Genomic DNA, 18602 nt, shown 5'->3' on the forward strand with positions numbered 1-18602 from the left:
ATACCCACAGCGTTAGTGATACCTTGACCTAGAGGGCCAGTCGTGGTTTCAACACCTGGTGCATAACCATACTCAGGGTGACCCGGAGTTTTAGAGTGAAGCTGACGGAAGTTTTTAAGGTCGTCGATTGAAAGCTCGTAACCCGTCAGGTGAAGCAGTGAGTAAATCAGCATCGAGCCATGACCGTTAGAAAGAATGAAACGGTCGCGGTCAGCCCAGTTAGGGTTTTGTGGGTTGTGGTTTAGGTGTGAACGCCAAAGTACTTCAGCGATATCCGCCATACCCATTGGGGCACCTGGGTGGCCAGAGTTAGCTTTTTGAACACCGTCCATGCTCAGAGCACGGATTGCATTAGCCAATTGTTTGCGAGACGCCATGTCAGCTCCTGATTGATTTAAGCGAAGTGAAATATACCCATCTATAATGGGTGGTATTGTTACAAAGCCCCTAGATCACTGCAATCGTTTACTTTGTCGTTGAAGCAATTTTGTCGGATGCGCACGAATATGATTGCAAATTAAAGAAGAACTCGAGCAAACGTTTGGTTATATCTAAAAGTAAAAAAGAGCTTGTAATTTAAGCATTCAAAACTAAAATAGCCGTCTAGATGTAGAAACACCTACATAATGAACATTTTTCAAAGTAGTAAGGAAGCATTCTTTACTACTTTTTGACTATTTATATTGGAGCTATCATGGCTAAGCACCTGTTTACTTCTGAATCAGTATCAGAGGGACATCCGGATAAAATCGCAGACCAAATCTCAGATGCGGTTCTAGATGCCATTTTGGAACAAGATCCTAAAGCACGTGTTGCTTGTGAAACTTACGTAAAAACCGGCATGGTTATGGTTGGTGGTGAGATCACGACTTCAGCATGGGTTGATATTGAAGAACTAACGCGTGAAACTGTTCGTGAAATCGGTTATGTCCATTCAGATATGGGCTTCGATGCTAACTCATGTGCAGTTCTAAACACCATTGGTAAACAGTCTCCAGACATCAACCAAGGTGTAGATAAAGCCGATCCTAAAGAGCAAGGTGCTGGTGACCAAGGCATTATGTTCGGTTACGCTACAAACGAAACTGACGTATTGATGCCAGCACCAATTACTTACTCTCACCTACTTGTTCAAAAACAAGCTGAAGTTCGTAAAAACGGCACGCTGCCTTGGTTACGTCCAGATGCAAAATCACAGGTAACTTTCCAATACGATCAAGGTAAGATCGTCGGTATCGATGCAGTAGTTCTTTCAACTCAACACTGTGATTCAATCTCTACTCCAGACCTACGTGAAGCGGTAATGGAAGAGATCATTAAACCTGTACTTCCTTCTGAGTGGATCAGCAAAGAAACTAACTTCTTCATTAACCCAACAGGCCGTTTCGTAATCGGTGGTCCAATGGGTGACTGTGGTCTAACTGGTCGTAAGATCATTGTTGATACCTACGGCGGTGCAGCTCGTCACGGTGGTGGTGCTTTTTCTGGTAAAGATCCATCAAAAGTTGACCGTTCTGCGGCATACGCAGCACGTTACGTAGCGAAAAACATTGTCGCTGCAGGTATGGCTGATCGTTGTGAAATCCAACTTTCATACGCAATCGGTGTTGCTGATCCAACATCTATCATGGTTGAAACGTTCGGTACTGAAAAAGTATCTCACGACATCATCATCGAAGCAGTTCGCCAGTTCTTTGACCTACGTCCATACGGTCTGCAAGAGATGTTGAACCTACTTCAACCTATCTACAAGAAAACAGCTGCTTACGGTCACTTTGGTCGTGAAGAATTCCCTTGGGAAGCAACAGACAAAGTTGAATTACTGCGCGATTTCGCAAACCTTAAGTAATTCAGCATACTTTACTGATAAGCCCTCGCCATTTGGCGGGGGCTTTCTTTTTTCAGCTTCCCCAACTCAGTAGTGATTTAAATTTCCATCAGGCAATTTGTATTTTTCAGCCTTATCTACAATAGTTAACAAAGTAATAGTTAATAAAATGTTACAAGCACTCGGTCGCTTTCTTAGAATAACTAGGAAAGAACCTACTTTTTAATTCACTGCCATATTGTTTTGGGAGGATTTATGCCTCGTACAATAGACTCTTCTGACTTCAAACAAAAAGACAAGGAAGTCAGTCATCAGGAATATGCTCGAACACTGCATTGCAATAAAGTGGAAATATCTGCACCTCTTCACTGGCTTGCTCTTGGCTTACACGACTTTATTCGTTTACCTTTAATCAGCGCCTTTTATGGGCTTTGCTTTATGGCTGCTGCGGTTGGAATAGTTTTACTTATCCAATGGCAGGGTACTCATCTTGTTGTGATGCCAGCTTTAGTGGTTTATATGTTGATTGGTCCCTTCCTAGCACTTGGCCTTTATGATGCAGCTTGGCAACGAGAACGAGGCAAAGAAAGTAGCCTATTACACTCAATGAAAGCCATTACCCGTAATAGCACATCACAATGGATGTTTGCGGTGGCACTGGCTGTTGCAATGATTTTCTGGATGAGAATCGCCGCACTCTTGCACGCTCTCTATCCATCAGTACAAGGTGCTCCGCTGACCGATTTCCTGCCATTCTTAGTTATCGGCTCTCTTATTGGCTTCGTTATTGCCAGTGTCATTTTCAGCATCTCTGCTTTCTCGATTCCTTTAATGATGGAAAGACGTGTCGATGTGATGACAGCCATATTCAGCAGTTTTAACGCCGTAAAATCCAACATCCCAGCCATGATTGTTTGGGCGGCAATTATCTGCGGCGGTATTTTAATTGGCTTTGCCACTTACGGAATTGGCATGCTCTTTACCATGCCAATACTCGGATATGCCACATGGCATGGTTACCAAGCAACGATTAAAAGAAAACATCAACCATAGAGCCTCCTCTCTCTTTTTATCATATTGGCTCTAAACACTACTCAATGATAAAAAGAGGTTTGATGTTATAATTTCCCCGCTATTACCTGACTAAATAGGTGTTAGTGGGGAATTTTTTGGAGCCAGACTTGACCGATTTTCAACTGCAATACCAAGCATTATCACAAGTAAAAAAGTGTATAGACATTGCTTCTCGATACTTCAATCGCCAATTCGATCTGCCAGAAATCAGCTACCGACTGAGAGGTAAAGCTGCTGGAAAAGCATATCTGCAATTGTGGGAGATACGTTTGAATCCGGTATTATTCAAAGAAAATCAACAAGCTTTTCTCAATCAAGTCATCCCCCACGAAATCGCACATCTGATCACCTATGCCGTCTACGGTCGTGTCAAACCTCATGGTGAAGAATGGCAAGCAGTCATGAATCAAGTATTCGATTTGCCAGCTGAAACCACCCACAAGATGTCTGTTGAATCGGTTCAGGGAAAAACCTTTGCCTATCAATGTTCCTGTAGTCAATATCCATTATCTATCCGTCGTCACAATAAAGTACTGCGTAAACAAGCGACTTATCGTTGCCAACAGTGCAAACAAACGCTCACCTTTACTGGTATTCAGCTCACCGGATAAATGCTAATGAAAAGTAGCGGCCAAACAATTGCGAGTCACTCATAGATTTTTAACTGTAGATAGCAATAAATTTCTCAACTAGATTTCAACTTAGAGAATGTTAGACTGTAAAAAACAATAAGATACAGTCCAACATATGTTTAATTCTCGCTTACTACTGACATCCATTTTACTGCTTGTCTCTCACACTGCTTATGCCGATTTTCCAAGATCTTTTTCTAGCGCTAAAAACCAAGCACTAAAAATTTATAAAGATCACCCAACCTCTTTTTATTGCGGCTGTGGCATTACATGGCAGGGTAAAAAAGGCATTCCTGACCTAGATAGCTGTGGATATAAAGTCCGAAAACAACAAACTCGAGCCAGCCGCATTGAATGGGAACACGTTGTGCCAGCCTGGCAATTTGGCCACCAGCGTCAATGCTGGCAAGAAGGTGGACGAAAACTCTGTAGCAACAGCGATGCAGTGTTTCGCCGCATGGAAGCTGATCTACACAATTTAACGCCAGCGATTGGTGAAGTGAATGGTGACCGTTCCAACTTCAATTTTAGTCAGTGGAACGGAACTTCGGGCGTGACTTACGGCCAATGCGAAATGCAGGTCGATTTCAAACAACGCAGAGCGATGCCACCAGCAAGAGCCAGAGGAGCGATTGCACGTACCTATCTTTACATGAGCAACGAACACGGATTTAAACTGTCGAACGCACAAGCCAAGCTTATGCAAGCTTGGAACAAAACCTACCCTGTCGATGAGTGGGAATGCGAGAGAGAAAGACGAATATTCAAAGTTCAAGGCAACAGAAACCCATTTGTCTATGAACAGTGCTCAAAGTAAAGTCTTACGATAACTATCAGAACCTATCTAGGCATATAAACCCAGACCGATAAATGAGGGGGGATTCACATTTCCCCCTTGTTTTTTCGGCATAAAGCATCCATGTTAGATGCGAGATATCCCACACTATTGAATAGCAATACTCAAGCTACTTGAAGTTGCAGGTAGGCGGCAAGTGAGTGAATCCCCATGAGCATAGATAAACTATGTGATTGGGGTGAACGAACGTAGTCAACACCGCTGCAGCTTCAAGTAGGAAGAGTATATTTTGATTAGGAAACAACACATGCGCATTCCCCGTGTCTATCATCCGCAGCCAATCACACAGTTAGGCCAGATTAACCTCGACGACGATGCCGCTAATCACATCGGTCGAGTACTGCGAATGAAAGAAGGTCAGCAAATCCTTCTGTTTGATGGTAGTGGTGCAGAGTTTCCAGCAGTTATCAGCGAAAGTGGCAAAAAACATGTGACGGTTGAAATCACAGAGCGTGTCGAATGCAGCAGCGAATCACCACTTGATTTGCATTTAGGACAGGTGATCTCGCGCGGAGACAAAATGGAGTTCACCATTCAGAAATCAGTAGAATTGGGCGTCAACACCATTACCCCATTACTGTCTGAACGCTGTGGCATCAAGCTGGATGAAAAACGCTTTGAGAAGAAACTTCAGCAATGGCAAAAAATCGCCATCAGTGCTTGTGAGCAGTGCGGTCGAAACGTAGTACCCGAAATTCGTCCTGTGATGGAATTAGAACAGTGGTGTGCAGAGCCAAGTGATGCACTGAAACTCAACCTGCACCCTCGCGCTCAATACTCAATTAATACGCTTCCTGAACCGGTTACTAAAGTACGTCTGTTAATCGGTCCAGAAGGTGGTCTTTCTGAAAAAGAAATTGATATGACCACCAAATACAACTTTGAAGAAACGTTGCTTGGGCCTCGCGTCCTACGTACAGAAACCGCAGCGTTAACCGCAATTACAGCTTTACAAGTTCGTTTTGGCGATCTTGGATAACGGAGACTTCCAATGATTAAACTCGGCATCGTAATGGACCCAATTTCATCCATTAATATCAAGAAAGATTCTAGCTTCGCGATGATGTTAGAAGCGCAGCGTCGCGGCTACGAAATTCATTATATGGAGATGAATGATCTACACTTAGATCAAGGTGTGGCTATCGCAGATACAAAAGTCGTCACACTGAAAGAAGATCCAAACGGTTGGTACGAGTTCAAATCTGAGCAAACGATTAAGTTGTCTGAGCTAGATGCTGTCTTGATGCGTAAAGATCCACCTTTTGATACTGAATACATTTACGCAACTTACATTCTAGAGCGTGCAGAAGATGAAGGTACGCTGATCGTCAACAAGCCACAGAGTCTTCGTGACTGTAACGAAAAACTGTTTACTGCATGGTTCCCAGAGCTGACTCCAACCACAATCGTGACACGTAAAGCGGAAAAAATTAAGCAATTTAGAGAGCAACATGGTGATGTGATCTTAAAACCGCTAGATGGTATGGGCGGTGCATCAATTTTTCGAGTGAAAGAAGGCGATCCAAACGTCTCTGTGATTATCGAAACACTGACTAATCACGGCCAAAACTACTGTATGGCTCAAACCTTCGTTCCAGATATTAGCAATGGCGACAAGCGTATTCTAGTTGTAGATGGAGAGCCTATGCCATACTGCTTAGCTCGTATTCCTGCTCAAGGGGAAACGCGTGGTAACTTGGCGGCAGGCGGTCGTGGTGAACCTCGCCCATTGAGTGAAACTGATAAAAAAATTGCACTTGCCGTGGCACCAACACTGAAAGAAAAGGGTCTAATTTTTGTAGGCCTAGATGTGATTGGAGACAAGCTGACTGAGATTAACGTAACCAGTCCTACCTGTATTCGTGAAATTGAATCGGCTTACGATATCTCTATCACTGGCAAGTTAATGGATGCCATTGAAACACGCATAAAAGCAATGGCGATGTAATACCAATCTTTGAGGTTGGAAATACTATGAATCTTACAAATCATTTTCTCGTTGCGATGCCGAGCATGAAAGATCCTTACTTCAAACACAGTGTGATTTACATCTGTGAACATAATGAAGAAGGTGCTATGGGCCTTATTATTAATGCGCCTATAGATATTACTGTCGGCGGTATGTTGAAGCAGGTTGAGATTGAGCCTGCTTATCCACAGTCGCAAAGTAAAAGCCTTAAAGAGCCTGTTTTCAATGGCGGTCCGGTTTCAGAAGATCGCGGGTTTATTTTGCACAGACCCAGAGATCATTATGAATCCAGCATTCGCATGACAGACGATATCGCGGTGACCACTTCCAAAGACATCCTAACGGTTTTAGGCACTGACGCCGAACCCAAAGGTTATCTCGTTGCTCTTGGCTATTCAGGCTGGGAAGCGGGTCAACTAGAAAGCGAGCTATCGGAAAACTCTTGGTTAACCATAGAGGCTGACTCGGATCTAATTTTCAACACTCCGATCCGAGATAAATGGAACAAGGCAATTCAAAAACTGGGAATCGACCCTATCCAGTTATCTGGTGAAGCTGGTCACGCCTAGCCCAATGATCAGCGCTCAATATCAATTGAGCGCTTCTGTTTTTACTTAAATAAAGTTTCAAAAGAGTTTTACATGTCGCGAACTATTATGGCCTTCGACTACGGTACCAAAAGTATTGGTAGTGCCATTGGTCAGGAAATTACTGGCACCGCCTCACCACTGAAAGCGTTCAAAGCCAATGATGGTATTCCGAATTGGGAAGATATCGAAAATCAGCTTAAAGAGTGGAAACCTGATCTTGTCGTGGTTGGTTTGCCGACCGACTTACATGGTAAAGATTTAGAAACCATTACCCCAAGAGCCAAAAAGTTTGCTCAGCGTCTTCATGGCCGTTTTGGTGTTCAAGTAGAACTGCACGATGAGCGTTTATCCACAGCAGAAGCGCGAGCTGAACTATTCTCGATGGGCGGATACAAAGCGTTGAGTAAAGGCAATATAGACTGCCAATCAGCGGTGATTATCTTAGAAAGCTGGTTTGAAAGTCAGTGGGGCGAGTAAGCTCTACATTGAAAGCTGAGACAAAAAACGCGCTGATAAAGCGCGTTTTATATTAGTTCATATCTATCTTCACATTAGCGAGCGAACTTGTATTCGGAGAGTCTCCACGCTGAGTTTTTAACATCATGCGTAAATCATTGGCAGAATCGGCGCTGTGCATAGCATCTTGTTCCGTGATCTTGTCTTCAATCAGCAACTGACACAAAGCTTGATCAAACGTCTGCATACCAATCTCTTTCGATTTCGCCATCGTAGTTTTTAGCTCATGCAGTTCGCCTTTTCGAATCAAATCTGAAACGCGAGGTGAATTGAGTAAGATCTCAAACACACCGTGTCGACCTGTACCATTTTTATCTCGAATCAGTTGCTGTCCCACCACGCCACGCAAGTTCATCGACAAATCAAACAAGAACTGCTCTCTTTGCTCTTTAGGCACAAGATGAAGAATACGCTCTAACGCTTGGTTGGCGTTGTTGGCATGCAGAGTTGCCATACACAAGTGCCCTGTTTCAGCAAATGTCATCGCATATTCCATAGTTTCACGGCTGCGGATTTCACCAATCAAAATCATGTCTGGCGCTTGGCGAAGAGAGTTTTTCAGGGCTACTTCGTAACTTTCGGTATCTAAACCCACTTCGCGTTGGGTGACGATGCATTTTTGATGCTCGTGTACAAACTCAATCGGGTCTTCAACCGTTAAGATATGTCCACTGCGATGACGATTACGATATCCCGTCATTGCTGCCATGGTGGTAGATTTCCCCGAACCAGTTGCCCCCACGACCAACACTAAGCCTCGCTTTGCAATCGCAAGATCTTGCAAAACCGCTGGCAAATGCAATTCTTCAAATGTTGGAATTTGCGTTTCGATACGTCGAATCACAGCGCCCGGCAGTTCTCGTTGGAAAAAAGCACTGACCCTGAAGCGCCCATTTCCCCGCACAATCGCAAAGTTAGCTTCGTGTGACGCGTTGAATTCTGTTTTGCGCTCGTCATCCATCATTTCATGCAACAGAGCAAACACCTCTTGCTGTGAAATCTTGTCGCCTTGTGGACGCATTTCACCATCCACACGCAACAGTACTGGAGCACCGACAGTAATATATAAGTCTGACGCTTTGAGTGAGGTCATCGCTTCAAGGTAGTGATTTAATTCCATGTCATTCGCTCTTAAAAGGTAGAGATTTCAGACTCAATCTTCTTCTGTACTTCAGCCAGATCAACTAAGCCTTGAGCAATCAGCTGTTTAGCGTTCTGATCCATGGTCTGCATTCCATGAGCAGCACCGGTTTGGATGATCGAATACATCTGAGCCACTTTATCTTCACGGATCAAGTTACGAATTGCAGGTGTCGCCAGCATAATCTCATGACAAGCAACTCGACCACCACCAGTACGTTTTAGCAGTTTCTGAGCAATGACTGCGCGTAATGATTCAGACAACATAGAACGCACCATATCTTTATCGTTGCCTGGAAACACATCGATAATACGGTCGATGGTTTTTGCTGCTGAACTTGTGTGCAGAGTGCCGAAAACAAGGTGTCCCGTTTCCGCCGCTGTTAATGCTAGGCTAATGGTCTCTTGGTCACGCAACTCACCGACCAGAATGACATCCGGGTCTTCACGCAATGCTGAACGCAGCGCATTCTTGAAACTGTGCGTATCGCGGTGAACTTCACGTTGGTTGATCAAGCACTTATCGTTGCTATGAACGAATTCGATTGGATCTTCAATGGTAAGAATATGCTTGTTGTGATTCTTGTTAATGTAATCAACCATCGCAGCCAAAGTGGTGGACTTACCAGAACCAGTTGGGCCAGTTACCAATACCAGACCTTTCTCATAGTTGGCAATTTTGCTGAAAATTTCTGGAGCATCTAACTGGTCAAGCGTAGGTATCACCGTAGGAATGGTACGAAATACCGCAGAACAACCACGTGCTTGATGGAATGCATTGACACGGAAGCGTCCTACATCCGGTAACTCAAAAGAAAAATCCACTTCAAGTTTTTCTTCAAACTCACTGCGCTGAGCATCATTCATCACTTCAAACACTAGACGATGAACATCTGCATGGGTAAAAGCAGGCACGCCAAGCTTTCTTACTTCGCCATCTATCCGTACCATAGGCGGAACACCTGCAGAAAGATGTAGATCTGACGCATTATGCTTTACACTAAAATCCAGTAACTCAGCGATATTCATTTATTTATTTTCCTTAGGGTCTATAGACCAAATAAAGTCAGGCTATGAGTAGTATTCAACAAAATATCAAAGATATCATTTCACAAATTGAGCATGCACAACAAAAGTGTGGACGTACTCCAGACTCAGTGCAACTTCTCGCAGTGAGTAAAACAAAACCTGTCGAGGCAGTTCTAGAAGCGGCACAAGCCGGGCAACGTAGTTTTGGTGAAAACTACGTGCAAGAAGGCGTCGAAAAGGTTCAGTATTTTCAGCACAATCATCCCGAGCTTAAGCTAGAATGGCACTTCATTGGGCCGCTGCAATCGAATAAGACGCGTCTTATTGCTGAAAATTTCGATTGGATGCACACCATTGACCGAGCCAAAATTGCTCAGCGCCTCAGTGAGCAGAGACCATCGAATCTGCCGCCTTTGCAAGTATTGATTCAGGTTAACACCAGCGGAGAAGCATCCAAATCAGGTATTTCCGAAAATGAAGTATTTGAACTGGCTGAATTGATTTCTGGCTTACCAAACCTCATGTTAAGAGGATTGATGTCGATTCCTGAGAATGTCTCGGACTATGAATCACAATTTGCTGCGTTTAAAAAACTCGCGGATTTAAAAGCAAAACTGGCTGAACAATTCCCTAATGTCGATACCCTGTCTATGGGGATGAGTGGCGATATGGAAGCAGCTATTGAAGCAGGCAGCACCATAGTTCGTATCGGTACGGCTGTATTTGGTCAGCGTGACTATAGTCATTAGCAAAAAACAGCCATTAACTAAAATGGCAATCGCAAACAAAAGAACTAACACTAAAATTTTTGGATAGAAGAGCAGACATGGAACAGAGAACAATCGCTTTTATTGGTGCGGGTAATATGGCTCATGCGATTATCGCAGGTCTTGTAGCCAGCGGTTATGATGCAAAGAAAATCATTGCAACAGCGCCTTCAGAGACGCGCCGCAAGCCACTGGAAGAGAAATACGGCATTCGTACCACCAGCGACAACCTTGCAGCAGCACACGAAGCGGATGTGGTTGTGATGGCGGTTAAACCTCAGTTAATGGCTGAAGCATGCGCACCTCTGCAAGCAATCGACTATTCGAAAAAATTGGTTATCTCCATTGCTGCGGGCATTTCAGTGGCACGTTTCAATGAAATGCTGGCAACTGAACTGCAACTTGTTCGCGTGATGCCGAATACGCCATCGTTAGTAAACAAAGGTATGGCTGGTCTGTATGCTGCACAGTCTGTTTCTCAACAAGACAAGGATTTCACATCAGAACTGATGTCTGCGGTAGGTGAAGTGTGCTGGGTAGAACAAGAATCTGGTATCAACAGTGTGATTGCGGCAGCAGGTAGTGCGCCAGCTTATTTCTTCCTCTTTATGCAAGCCATGCAAGAAGAAGCAATGGCTCAAGGGTTTGATGAACAAACCGCTCGTCTGCTTGTCCAACAAGCGGCTCTGGGCGCTGCGGAAATGGTACAAGCCAACCCTGACGTAACACTGGCCACACTGCGCGAACAAGTGACATCTAAAGGTGGCACGACAGCTGAAGCTATCCGTACATTTAACGAAAATCATCTTTCAGAGGTTGTTGCCAAAGCGATGCAAGCTGCGGTTTCAAGAGCTGAAGAGATGGAAAAACTATTTTAATTAGCGAAACACCTATACCCAAACTACTTAAAGTTGCAGGTAGGCGGCAAGTGAGTGAATCCCCATGAGCATAGATAACTATGTGATTGGGGTGAACGAACGTAGTCAACACCGCTGCAGCTTCAAGTAGTAAGGGTACAAACAACTCAAACTAAGGGCTCTCTATGAATTCTATGAGTTTTCTAATCTCCACTGTGTTTGACCTTTACATCATGGTCGTGATCCTACGTATCTGGCTACAAGCAGCACGTGCAGATTTCTACAACCCATTTTCTCAATTTATTGTTAAAACAACCCAACCTGTCGTAGCACCACTGCGTCGTGTGATTCCATCTGTGGGCAGTGTTGATTTGGCGACAGTGCTGTTTGCATACGTACTGTGTGTTTTGAAATTTGTGGCAATGATCCTTATTGCATCAGGCGGCGCTGTTAGCTTCAGTACTGACTTCCTGTTCCTAGGGCTTCTGTCACTTATAAAAGCGGCGGGGGGTTTATTGTTCTGGGTACTACTACTTCGCGCGATTCTAAGCTGGGTTAGCCAAGGCCGTAGCCCAATTGAGTATGTATTTCATCAACTGACAGAACCAATGCTGGCACCGATTCGTCGTATTCTTCCTCCTATGGGTGGCTTCGATCTTAGCGTGTTAGTCCTGTTTATTGTGTTGCAGTTTGCCAACTTCCTGATGGGCGATATCATCGGTCCTATCTGGTATCAACTATAATGAAAGCAGCTTGGTTTGATGGTGACGACTTAATTTTACGGCTCTATATTCAGCCGAAAGCCAGTCGTGACAGCATTGTTGGTCTGCATGGTGAAGAGCTAAAAATCGCAATAACCGCTCCACCCGTTGACGGTAAAGCCAATGCCCATCTCACCAAGTATTTAGCCAAACAATGCAAAGTGGCTAAAGGGCTGATAGAAATAGAAAAAGGCGAACTTGGCAGGCATAAACAGATCAGAATTATTTCGCCTTCTGAGATACCCAAAGAAATTCAAGCCGTTATTCAATAACCAAACTTTCATTCCCCACTCCTATGTGGGGAATGTTTTTAGTCTAGATCAACAAGGAAACGACCATGCGCCAGTGGATGATAGCTCTGCTACTTACCTTTGCCGCTCTGCCAAGCTCAGCAGAGCAGTTTCAGAACATCAAAGATATTGAAGTGCACTACTCTGCCTTCAATTCAACGTTTTTAACCCCACAAGTCGCACGCAGCTATAAACTCACTCGTAATGGTTATTCTGCGATTCTGAATATCAGCGTGCTAGACACTTCATCCCTTGGTAAACCAGCGGTTGAGGCAAAAGTGTCAGGCAATGTGAGAAGTTTATTAGGGAACATTCGCGACCTTAAATTTAGTGAAATCAAAGAAGGCGAAGCCATCTACTACCTAGCTGAATTTCCGATTAACAACGAAGAAGATTTAATCTTTGATATCGACGTTAATGCTGGTAATAAAGGCGCAGGTAAAGTTAAATTCACCCAAAAATTTTATGTTGAAGAATAACGTCGAACATAGAGATAAGAGAAAATGAAAAAGATTGTATTAGCGACCGGCAACCAAGGCAAAGTGCGTGAAATGGCTGACTTGCTGGCTGATTTTGGTTTCGACGTTGTCGCTCAAAGCGAATTCAATGTCTCTGAAGTGGCAGAAACAGGCACCACTTTTATTGAGAATGCGATTATCAAAGCGCGCCATGCGGCGAAAGAAACTGGTTTACCAGCGATTGCTGATGACTCTGGTTTAGAAGTTGATTTCTTAAAAGGCGCACCGGGTATCTATTCCGCTCGCTACGCAGGGGAAGGCGCATCTGATCAACAGAACCTAGAAAAGCTGCTTAACGCAATGCAAGGTGTTCCTGAAGCAGAGCGTACAGCTCGTTTCCACTGCGTATTGGTTCTGATGCGCCATGAAAACGATCCAACTCCGATTGTCTGCCACGGTAAATGGGAAGGTCGCATTTTAGAGCAAGCACACGGCACCAACGGTTTTGGCTACGATCCAGTGTTCTTTGTCCCTGAAGACAATTGCGCTTCTGCTGAATTAGAGCCTGCGCGTAAGAAGCAGCTTTCTCACCGTGGTAAAGCACTGAAGAAACTGTTCCAAGCGATCGAAGAGCAAAATCAATAATGCTGACACCTCCTGATCTTAGCCTTTATGTGCACATCCCTTGGTGTGTACAAAAATGCCCATATTGTGATTTTAACTCTCACGCACTAAAAGCTGAGATCCCAGAAGATCATTACATTGATGCTCTGCTTGAAGATCTTGATACTGATATCGAGCGTTATAAGCTTGCTGATAATCCTCGTAAGCTGCATTCGATCTTTATTGGTGGTGGTACACCAAGCTTGATCTCTGCCGAGGGGATCAAACGCTTACTGAATGGCATTGAGCAGCGCATAGCGTTCAAGCCCAATATTGAAATCACCATGGAAGCCAATCCGGGCACTATTGAAGCTGAACGTTTTGCCGGATACAGAAAAGCGGGTGTTACGCGTATCTCTATTGGAGTGCAAAGTTTTGCGCCTGAAAAATTAGAACGCTTAGGTCGGATTCACGGCAAAGATGAAGCTTTGCGAGCGGCAAATCTGGCGCATACCATTGGACTCACTAGTTTCAACTTAGATTTAATGCATGGTTTACCGGATCAAACCATTGATGAAGCCTTGGCAGACCTTGATCAAGCGATTGCATTGAATCCACCGCATTTATCTTGGTATCAGCTCACCATTGAGCCAAACACCTTATTCTATTTCAAACCGCCTACATTGCCCGATGACGATGCCCTGTGGGATATCTTTGAATTAGGGCATAAGAAGCTCACTGAAGCGGGTTACATGCAATATGAGATATCTGGCTACAGCAAGCCGGGGTATCAGTGTCAGCACAACCTCAATTACTGGCGCTTTGGCGATTACTTAGGAATTGGCTGTGGCTCTCACGGCAAGCTTAGCTTTAGTGACGGACGCATTGTGCGAACAACTAAAGTAAAGCACCCGAAAGGCTATCTGGCGGCATTCCAGAACCTGACCAAGCCATACTTAGATTCAGAGCAGCTAGTGGCCGACGAAGACCGTCCTTTTGAGTTTTTTATGAATCGCTTCAGATTAATCGAGCCCTGTCCGAAAGCCGATTTCGTCACAACCACAGGCTTAGAACTGGACGTGATTCAACCAACCATTAACTGGGCTTTGGATTTAGGTTATTTGAGTGAAGACGCCACGCACTGGCAAATCACAGAAAAGGGCAAATTGTTCCTCAATGATCTGCTTGAAGCTTTTATGGCAGAAGAAGACTAATTCGCCATCGAAGTGAAAAGGTCTGTATCCAAACTCTGCCATACATGTAGCGCAAAGTAAGAACGATAAGGTGTGACTGTCGACAAAATCTCTTGTTCACTCACACCTTCTTTTTCTGCAATCAAAGTAAGACCTCTGGCTAATGCCACATCCCCTTTTGACCACACATCCGGCAATCCAAAAAAGAATATCGCCGTCATTTCTGCTGTCCAAGGGCCAATCCCCCAAAGCTGAGTCAGTGTTTTAACTATCTCAGATTCCGACATTATGGCGAGTTCTTCAGGCACAATTACTCTCTGCTCCAGAGCCTCTCTCACACCATAAATCGTTTTGATTTTGGCGTTCGACAGACCGCACCCGCGCAGCACTTCTCGATTCGAATCAACAAATAACTCGTATAGCTGCTGCTCTGCCCTTAACAAAGATTCAACCCGTTGCCATATAGTACGAGCGGCTGTATTCGAAAGTTGCTGCCCTGCTACAGAACGAGCTAAATAGGGAAAGAAATTTTCTTCCCCTTGCAAGGAGAGTTGTTGAATGCCATTAGCATGAAGTAATTGTTGTAAGTAAGGAAGCGCACTTGCTTGCTGCAATAATGCTTGGTGAACGGCTTGTGACATCTTCCTTCCCTCTCAGAGTTTTAGAATATTGAGCGGCCGATACGTTGCGCCAACAGCTCAAGTGCCCGAGTTCCTGCTAGTGAGTTACCTGAAGCGTCCAATTCTGGAGACCAGACTGCAATGGTCATCTCTCCCGGAACGATAGCAACAACACCGCCACCTACGCCGGATTTACCCGGCATTCCAACACGGTAAGCAAACTCACCAGCCCCATCATACAAGCCACACGTTGCCAGCAGCGCATTAACCTGTTTGCTTTGAGTTGGACTAATAATCTCTTCACCGGTGTGAACGGATACCCCTTTATTGGCAAGATAGCTGAAGGTTTTTGCCAGTTCAACACAGCTCATTTTAAGCGCACAAGCATGAAAGTAGTTGTTCAAGACTGGTAATACATCGTTGTGGAAGTTACCAAACGAGCGCATAAGGTAAGCAATGGCCGCATTACGATCGCTATGCATCATTTCAGAAGCTGCAACGACCTTATCGTAAAGAATATGCTGTTCACCGCTAAGTTGACGTGCGAAATCGAGCAAACGTTGACGAGGCGCAGACAGGCGGCTGCTGAGCATATCTGCAACGACAATGGCGCCGGCATTGATAAAGGGGTTACGAGGAATCCCCTGCTCAACTTCCAACTGAATCAGGGAGTTAAATGCTTGACCTGAAGGTTCTTTGCCAACGCGATTCCAAATCTCATCGGGTTGATAAAGCCCCATCGCCAACGTCAGGCTAAGTGCTTTTGAAATTGATTGAATAGAGAAACCTTCATCTGCATCTCCAGCTTTAATCACTTCACCTTGATTGGTATAGACAGCGATACCTAATTTGGTGTTTGGTACCTCTGCCAACGCAGGAATGTAGTCAGCGACTTTTCCTTGGCCAATCAAATGTCGAACGTCATCCAGTATGTTTGTAAGTATGTCTGATGTCGGTTTCATCGAATCCACTTATCGGTGTCAAAGCGCCAGATCGATATCCAAACGCAAAGGTTAAAAAATGCCAACATTGCAGCAATGTTGGCATTTTCAAGATTCATTCAATGGATATAAAAAACTAACTCACGCGCTTGTATTTAATATCCCAAACTCCATGACCAAGGCGGTGACCACGTTGTTCGAATTTCGTCAGTGGTCGCTCATCTGGACGGGGAATATAATCCCCTTCTTGAGCGATATTTGCAAAACCAGGCGCTTGGTTCATGATTTCGATCATGTGTTCTGCGTAATTTTCCCAGTCCGTTGCCATGTGGAAGATACCTTCGTCCACAATCAACTTCTGACGAACCATTTCAGCAAACTCCAGTTGAACGATACGGCGTTTGTGGTGACGTTTTTTATGCCATGGGTCTGGGAAAAACAGTTGCAGTGTGTGCAGGCTGTTGTCAGGAATCATGTGAGCAAACACTTCTACTGCGTCATGGCACATAACACGTAAGTTTGTCACACCCGCTTCACGAGCAGCTGATAAACATGCACCAACACCCGGACTGTGAACTTCAATACCAATAAAGTTTTTCTCTGGAGCGTTCTTTGCCATCTCAACCAAAGATGCACCCATGCCAAAACCGATCTCTAAAACCACTGGGTTGTTGTTGCCAAATACCTGATTCCAATCGAGTAGGCTCGCTTGATATTCGATACCCATAGTTGGCCAGCATTCTTTCATCGCTGCTTCTTGGCCTTTAGTTAGACGACCTTCGCGACGAACAAAACTGCGAATTCGACGAACGATCTTGCCATCTTCTGTGAACTCGTTAGTGGTTACTTCACTCATTGATATTGCCTGTATAAAATTTAGTCTTGAGTTTGAGGGCTGTGATTATCCAAAGAATTACTTTAGGTGCAAGCATTATTGTTGCTCAAATCAACACAAATACCCGTAGTTTTTGTCTGTTTTACATCCTGACCATTATGTGGTGCAATTTTGCCCCATTATTTTAATAAATATAGATGAGTAAAGTCGTGACCCCTTTCGCTAAGGCAATTCTCACTTGGTATGACAGCTACGGGCGTAAAAATCTGCCATGGCAGCAAAATAAAACCGCATATAGCGTATGGCTGTCGGAAATTATGCTCCAGCAGACGCAAGTTGCTACGGTGATCCCATACTACGAGCGATTTATGCAACGCTTTCCTACGGTGACAGATCTGGCAAATGCTGAACAAGATGAAGTACTCCATTACTGGACAGGGCTTGGTTACTACGCGCGAGCTCGTAATCTTCATAAAGCAGCCAAAACCGTTGCTGAGCAATACAACGGAGAGTTTCCTACTGATATTGAAGCGATGAATGCTCTACCTGGTGTTGGTCGCTCTACCGCTGCCGCCGTTCTATCATCAGTTCACAAACAACCACACGCTATTCTAGATGGAAACGTGAAGCGAACTTTAGCTCGCAGCTTTGCGGTTGAAGGCTGGCCTGGAAAGAAAACGGTCGAAAATCAACTTTGGCAATACGCTGAAATGCATACGCCAAAGCAAGATGTCGACAAGTACAATCAAGCCATGATGGATATGGGGGCGATGATCTGTACCCGCTCAAAACCCAAATGCAGTTTGTGTCCGGTTGAAGAGTTTTGCCAAGCCAAACAACAGGGTAACCCTTTGGATTATCCGGGGAAAAAACCAAAAACAACCAAACCTGAAAAAGAGACTTGGTTTGTCATTCTGCGTCATGGTAACGAAGTATGGCTTGAACAACGTCCTCAAAGCGGTATTTGGGGCGGACTCTTTTGCTTTCCAGAAAGCAGCGATTCAAAGATTGAAAACGCTTTGGATAAGCGAGCTATTCACGACAAGCAAGTTCTATCTAAAAAGCAACTTATCGCTTTTCGCCACACTTTTAGTCACTATCACCTCGATATCACCCCTGTTTTGCTAGAGTTATCCTCCAAACCGGAGATGATAATGGAAGCTGGCAAAGGTCTTTGGTATAACTTAAACAAACCTGAAGAAGTTGGCTTAGCTGCACCTGTAAAACAGTTATTACAAAGCCTTCTGTATGAGATTTAACTAAGAGGAAAACCTTATGAGCCGCACGGTATTTTGTGCTCGACTAGAAAAAGAAGCTGATGGTTTGGATTTTCAGCTTTACCCAGGTGAACTCGGTAAACGTATTTTCGACAACATTTCCAAAGAAGCTTGGGGTCAATGGCAAGCAAAACAAACAATGTTGATCAACGAGAAAAAGCTCAACATGATGGATCCTGAACATCGTAAATTGCTTGAACAAGAGATGGTGAACTTCTTGTTCGAAGGCAAAGATGTCCACATCGAAGGCTACACGCCACCAAGCCAATAACCGACGGGCCAACAGTAGATAAAGAAAAACCCTATTTTATCGAAGGAAAATAAATGACATCATTAGCTGAGAATCTGCCGATTCAAGGTTGAGAT

General features: G+C 44.4%; 22 protein-coding genes and 1 pseudogene. 17 read left to right on the forward strand and 6 right to left on the reverse strand.

What is annotated here, in order from left to right; all coding sequences use genetic code 11:
- A pseudogene (locus tag HUO09_RS19660) lies at positions 1-377 on the reverse strand (transketolase); the annotation flags it as partial.
- A gap of 317 nt (positions 378-694) precedes the next feature.
- Between HUO09_RS19660 and metK the strand changes: the two are divergent.
- The 8 genes from metK to ruvX all read left to right on the forward strand — a co-directional run bounded on the left by metK (position 695) and on the right by ruvX (position 7426).
- Complete coding sequence (gene metK, locus HUO09_RS19665) at positions 695-1849, forward strand: methionine adenosyltransferase (RefSeq protein WP_167413124.1); 1155 nt, start codon at positions 695-697, stop codon at positions 1847-1849.
- 234 nt (positions 1850-2083) lie between these two features.
- Complete coding sequence (locus HUO09_RS19670; protein WP_188235086.1) at positions 2084-2881, forward strand: DUF2189 domain-containing protein; 798 nt, start codon at positions 2084-2086, stop codon at positions 2879-2881.
- A gap of 128 nt (positions 2882-3009) precedes the next feature.
- Entirely contained in the window at positions 3010-3513 is a 504-nt protein-coding gene (locus HUO09_RS19675; protein ID WP_188235087.1) for a SprT family zinc-dependent metalloprotease, read from the forward strand.
- A 136-nt stretch (positions 3514-3649) separates the two neighbouring features.
- Complete coding sequence (locus HUO09_RS19680; protein WP_188235088.1) at positions 3650-4351, forward strand: endonuclease; 702 nt, start codon at positions 3650-3652, stop codon at positions 4349-4351.
- A gap of 286 nt (positions 4352-4637) precedes the next feature.
- A complete protein-coding gene (gene rsmE, locus HUO09_RS19685; protein WP_167413120.1) occupies positions 4638-5369 on the forward strand; it encodes a 16S rRNA (uracil(1498)-N(3))-methyltransferase in 732 nt (243 codons plus the stop codon).
- A 12-nt stretch (positions 5370-5381) separates the two neighbouring features.
- Positions 5382-6338, forward strand: a complete 957-nt coding sequence (gene gshB / locus HUO09_RS19690; RefSeq protein ID WP_188235089.1) for a glutathione synthase — start codon at positions 5382-5384, stop codon at positions 6336-6338.
- Positions 6339-6364: 26 nt separating this feature from the next.
- On the forward strand, positions 6365-6928 hold the full coding sequence (locus HUO09_RS19695) for a YqgE/AlgH family protein (RefSeq protein ID WP_167413118.1): 564 nt from the start codon (positions 6365-6367) through the stop codon (positions 6926-6928).
- A 72-nt stretch (positions 6929-7000) separates the two neighbouring features.
- Entirely contained in the window at positions 7001-7426 is a 426-nt protein-coding gene (gene ruvX, locus HUO09_RS19700) for a Holliday junction resolvase RuvX (protein ID WP_188235090.1), read from the forward strand.
- Between the two features lie 52 nt (positions 7427-7478).
- Here the strand turns inward: ruvX and HUO09_RS19705 are convergent, their stop codons facing one another.
- Positions 7479-8585 carry a PilT/PilU family type 4a pilus ATPase gene (locus tag HUO09_RS19705; RefSeq protein WP_188235091.1) on the reverse strand — a complete coding sequence of 369 codons (1107 nt, stop codon included), beginning with the start codon at positions 8583-8585 and terminating at the stop codon, positions 7479-7481.
- A gap of 11 nt (positions 8586-8596) precedes the next feature.
- Entirely contained in the window at positions 8597-9634 is a 1038-nt protein-coding gene (locus HUO09_RS19710; protein ID WP_167413115.1) for a type IV pilus twitching motility protein PilT, read from the reverse strand.
- 44 nt (positions 9635-9678) lie between these two features.
- On the opposite strand from HUO09_RS19710, the gene HUO09_RS19715 reads away from it, so the two are divergent.
- The 7 genes from HUO09_RS19715 (at position 9679) to hemW (ending at position 14584) form a co-directional block, all read left to right on the forward strand.
- The gene (locus HUO09_RS19715) at positions 9679-10383 is read left to right on the forward strand and encodes a YggS family pyridoxal phosphate-dependent enzyme (protein WP_167413114.1); all 705 of its coding nucleotides are present in this window, start codon (positions 9679-9681) and stop codon (positions 10381-10383) included.
- Positions 10384-10460: 77 nt separating this feature from the next.
- The gene (gene proC, locus HUO09_RS19720) at positions 10461-11279 is read left to right on the forward strand and encodes a pyrroline-5-carboxylate reductase (protein ID WP_188235092.1); all 819 of its coding nucleotides are present in this window, start codon (positions 10461-10463) and stop codon (positions 11277-11279) included.
- A 164-nt stretch (positions 11280-11443) separates the two neighbouring features.
- Positions 11444-12001 carry a YggT family protein gene (locus HUO09_RS19725; protein ID WP_188235093.1) on the forward strand — a complete coding sequence of 186 codons (558 nt, stop codon included), beginning with the start codon at positions 11444-11446 and terminating at the stop codon, positions 11999-12001.
- Entirely contained in the window at positions 12001-12291 is a 291-nt protein-coding gene (gene yggU, locus HUO09_RS19730) for a DUF167 family protein YggU (protein ID WP_188235094.1), read from the forward strand. Before HUO09_RS19725 ends, yggU begins: the two co-directional genes overlap by 1 nt.
- A gap of 65 nt (positions 12292-12356) precedes the next feature.
- Complete coding sequence (locus tag HUO09_RS19735) at positions 12357-12788, forward strand: DUF4426 domain-containing protein (protein ID WP_167413110.1); 432 nt, start codon at positions 12357-12359, stop codon at positions 12786-12788.
- Between the two features lie 24 nt (positions 12789-12812).
- Positions 12813-13412 carry an XTP/dITP diphosphatase gene (locus HUO09_RS19740; RefSeq protein WP_188235095.1) on the forward strand — a complete coding sequence of 200 codons (600 nt, stop codon included), beginning with the start codon at positions 12813-12815 and terminating at the stop codon, positions 13410-13412.
- Complete coding sequence (hemW, locus tag HUO09_RS19745) at positions 13412-14584, forward strand: radical SAM family heme chaperone HemW (protein ID WP_188235096.1); 1173 nt, start codon at positions 13412-13414, stop codon at positions 14582-14584. The genes HUO09_RS19740 and hemW overlap by 1 nt, the downstream gene beginning before the upstream one ends.
- On the opposite strand, the gene HUO09_RS19750 is transcribed toward hemW, so the two are convergent.
- The 3 genes from HUO09_RS19750 to trmB form a co-directional block, all read right to left on the reverse strand.
- The gene (locus HUO09_RS19750) at positions 14581-15204 is read right to left on the reverse strand and encodes a DNA-3-methyladenine glycosylase (protein ID WP_188235097.1); all 624 of its coding nucleotides are present in this window, start codon (positions 15202-15204) and stop codon (positions 14581-14583) included. The genes hemW and HUO09_RS19750 overlap by 4 nt on opposite strands.
- 20 nt (positions 15205-15224) lie before the next feature.
- Positions 15225-16145: a glutaminase B gene (gene glsB, locus HUO09_RS19755; RefSeq protein WP_188235098.1), complete on the reverse strand. Its 921-nt coding sequence runs from the start codon at positions 16143-16145 to the stop codon at positions 15225-15227.
- A 115-nt stretch (positions 16146-16260) separates the two neighbouring features.
- Positions 16261-16980, reverse strand: a complete 720-nt coding sequence (gene trmB / locus HUO09_RS19760) for a tRNA (guanosine(46)-N7)-methyltransferase TrmB (protein WP_167413105.1) — start codon at positions 16978-16980, stop codon at positions 16261-16263.
- Between the two features lie 188 nt (positions 16981-17168).
- On the opposite strand from trmB, the gene mutY reads away from it, so the two are divergent.
- Positions 17169-18218: an A/G-specific adenine glycosylase gene (mutY, locus tag HUO09_RS19765; protein ID WP_188235134.1), complete on the forward strand. Its 1050-nt coding sequence runs from the start codon at positions 17169-17171 to the stop codon at positions 18216-18218.
- Positions 18219-18234: 16 nt separating this feature from the next.
- Positions 18235-18507 carry an oxidative damage protection protein gene (locus HUO09_RS19770; RefSeq protein ID WP_112403748.1) on the forward strand — a complete coding sequence of 91 codons (273 nt, stop codon included), beginning with the start codon at positions 18235-18237 and terminating at the stop codon, positions 18505-18507.
- The last annotated feature ends 95 nt before the right edge of the window (positions 18508-18602 follow it).

Source organism: Vibrio sp. Y2-5 (genome assembly GCF_014596725.1).
GTDB lineage: Bacteria > Pseudomonadota > Gammaproteobacteria > Enterobacterales > Vibrionaceae > Vibrio.